This window comes from Brunnivagina elsteri CCALA 953, assembly GCF_002289455.1.
Lineage (GTDB): Bacteria > Cyanobacteriota > Cyanobacteriia > Cyanobacteriales > Nostocaceae > Brunnivagina > Brunnivagina elsteri.
On record NZ_NTFS01000576.1, the window covers coordinates 1 to 3,128 of the forward strand.

General features: G+C 41.3%; 2 protein-coding genes. One reads left to right on the forward strand and one right to left on the reverse strand.

The window, feature by feature from the left end:
* Positions 1-178: 178 nt before the first annotated feature.
* The gene (gene purH, locus CK510_RS28550) at positions 179-1,729 is read left to right on the forward strand and encodes a bifunctional phosphoribosylaminoimidazolecarboxamide formyltransferase/IMP cyclohydrolase (RefSeq protein WP_095724858.1); all 1,551 of its coding nucleotides are present in this window, start codon (positions 179-181) and stop codon (positions 1,727-1,729) included.
* 616 nt (positions 1,730-2,345) lie between these two features.
* Here the strand turns inward: purH and CK510_RS28555 are convergent.
* Positions 2,346-3,080: a phosphoadenylyl-sulfate reductase gene (locus CK510_RS28555; protein WP_095724857.1), complete on the reverse strand. Its 735-nt coding sequence runs from the start codon at positions 3,078-3,080 to the stop codon at positions 2,346-2,348.
* Positions 3,081-3,128 lie beyond the last annotated feature (48 nt).

Sequence of the window (3,128 nt, forward strand, 5' to 3'; positions counted from 1 at the left end):
TGGGTGAAAGTCGAGAAAAATTAATCGAGTGGATACAGTCTTTAGAAAGTAGCACTCAAATACCCTTATCCAAGACACGGAGAACGCAGAGAGAATAAAAGAAATACTACATTACCCTATGTCGGTAGAATATTCTTCTGTCCTCACATTAATATTGACCGAAGGAAGCTTGGTAATTATGGCAAGTCTAGCACTGCTGAGTGTATCGAATAAAACGGGTTTAATCGACCTAGCGAAGAGTTTAGTAGAAGAATTTGGCTTTGATTTAATCAGCAGTGGAGGCACAGCTAAAGCTTTAAAAGATGCGGGATTACCCGTGACTAAAGTTGCAGATTATACGGGTTCACCGGAAATTTTGGGGGGAAGGGTAAAAACCCTACATCCACGGATTCACGGTGGTATTTTAGCCAATCGTGACATTCCCGAACACCTCACGGATTTGGAAAATAATCAAATTCGTCCCATCGATTTGGTTGTGGTGAATCTGTACCCATTTGCAGAAACCATTGGCAAAGCTGGGGTAACATTAGCTGAAGCGGTAGAACAAATTGATATTGGTGGTCCAGCGATGCTCAGAGCAGCATCGAAAAACTTTGCCAATTTAACTGTATTATGTGACCCGAATCAATATAGTGAATATTTGCAGGAATTGCGAAAAAATGGCAATCCATCTTTAGAATTTCGCCAAAAGTGCGCTTTAAAAGGATTTTCCCACACTGCCAGTTATGACCAAGCAATATCAGCTTATTTGAGTGAACTCACCCCAGTTACCGGGGAAGAGGAAAAATTACCGGAAATATTTGCATTATCAGGTAAACAAATTCAAGCTTTACGGTATGGAGAAAATCCCCACCAACCTGCTGCATGGTATCAAACAGGAACTACACAAACTGGATGGACAGCAGCAGAAAAACTCCAAGGAAAGGAACTCAGCTACAATAACTTGGTGGATTTGGAAGCTGCAAGACAAATAATTGCCGAATTTACCGACACACCAGCAGCTACAATCATCAAACACACCAATCCTTGTGGTACAGCTTTGGGAAATACTCTCCATGAAGCCTATACCAAAGCCTTTAACGCTGATTCCATTTCCGCTTTCGGTGGGATTGTCGCCTTAAACCGTTCGATTGATGCTGCAACTGCAACTGAATTGAAAAAAACATTTTTAGAATGCGTCATTGCTCCAGGTTGTGATCGCGATGCTCAAGAAATTCTCGCTGCAAAGGCAAATTTGCGAGTTTTAGTATTACCCGATTTAACTAGTGGTACAACGGAAAATGTTAAAGCGATCGCAGGTGGTTTTCTTGTCCAAGCTGCCGATAATATCGTTGCTGACACCAGTCAATGGCAATTAGTTACCGATAAAAAGCCATCTCCAACAGAACTTGAAGAATTACTATTTGCTTGGAAAGTCTGTAAACACGTCAAATCTAACGCCATAGTTGTCACCTGCGATCGCACTACAATTGGTGTTGGAGCTGGACAAATGAATCGTGTCGGTTCGGTAAAAATAGCCCTCGAACAAGCAGCAGAAAAGGCAAAAGGTGGATTCCTCGCTAGCGATGGTTTCTTCCCCTTCGATGATTCCGTGCGAACTGCTGCTGAAAAAGGAATTACAGCAATAGTTCAACCAGGTGGTAGTTTGCGGGATGAAGATTCCATCAAAGCCGCAAATGAACTCGGTATCATCATGGTTCTCACCGGAATTCGCCACTTTATGCATTAGGAAGCAATTGGTTTGTCAGGAATGCAGTAATCAGAAGTATAGAAATCAGAGTAAAAAAGCTTTATGTATTATTACTTTTGGATTGATTGACTGTACCTCCCAACCCCTAATTCCTAACTCCCAATTCCTAACTCCTAATTCCTAACTCCTAATTCCTAACTCCTAACTCCCAACTCCCAATGCCCAATTTAAAAACTGTCACTGAGGATACTTGCTCTTTCCCCCAACCCGCGATATCCTATATTTGTGTGTGAGGAGTAAGTTGAAATAACAAAAAGCGCATGGAGTGGAAACACGGTCACACGTCCAAGCGCTTTTTGTTTTCCCTTTTTTTATTGTGCCGCTTCAAGAAGTGTCACTAGAGATACTTGTTCTAATTACAAGTTAATGCTATATTCCAATGGTGTGAGGAGTAAGTTGAGAAACAGAAAGCGCTTGGAGTGGAAACACGGTCACACGTCCAAGCGCTTTTTGCTGTCTATACATATTTTGCCAAGTATTTCTTTTTTTATTCTCTCTGCGACTCTGCGTGAGATAGATTCATAAACAGACTTATATCCGACTTAAATATCTAAATAGGGTGCGATCGCACCCTATTTAATTTGTTGAATGCAATTTACTTTTGCAAATTACCAGAATGCAAACCGCATTCCTTCTGAGTCGCTTCTTCCCACCACCAACGTCCTTCCCGTTCGTGCTGATTAGGTAAAATAGCCTTTGTGCAGGGTTCGCAACCGATACTAACAAAACCGCGATCGTGCAACTTATTATATGGTACATCTAAAGCGCGAATATATTCCCACACTTGAGCGGAAGACCAATTTGCTAAAGGATTAAACTTAATCAATTGATGTTCCGGGGTAGAAAATGCGCTATCAGCTTCAATTACAGGAATTCCAGCACGAGTACCAGGACTTTGATCCTTACGTTGTCCAGTTACCCAAGCATCCAGGGTATTGAGTTTGCGACGCAGCGGTCTAACTTTGCGTACCCCACAGCATTCCTTGTGTCCATCTTGGTAGAAACTAAACATGCCTTTTTCTTCCACCAATGCTTGTACTTCGGCAGCATCGGGAAACATCACTTCTATTTTAATACCATAATGCTTTCTGACTTCATCCAAAAACTGATAGGTTTCTGGATGTAAACGTCCAGTATCGAGAGTAAAAACTCGGAAGTCTTTAGTAATTTTTGAAGCAATATCAACTAGGACAACATCCTCAGCACCACTAAAGGAAATTGCCATATTATCGAAGTGTTCCAGGGCAAATTTGAGAATTTCCCGTGGTGATTTTTGACTGTATTCGGCTTCTAAGCCAGGTATATTTAAATCGGAACGAGTTGCTACCATACTGTAAATATTATCCTCTCTCTAATTCTAAATTTTACAGAATAAAGG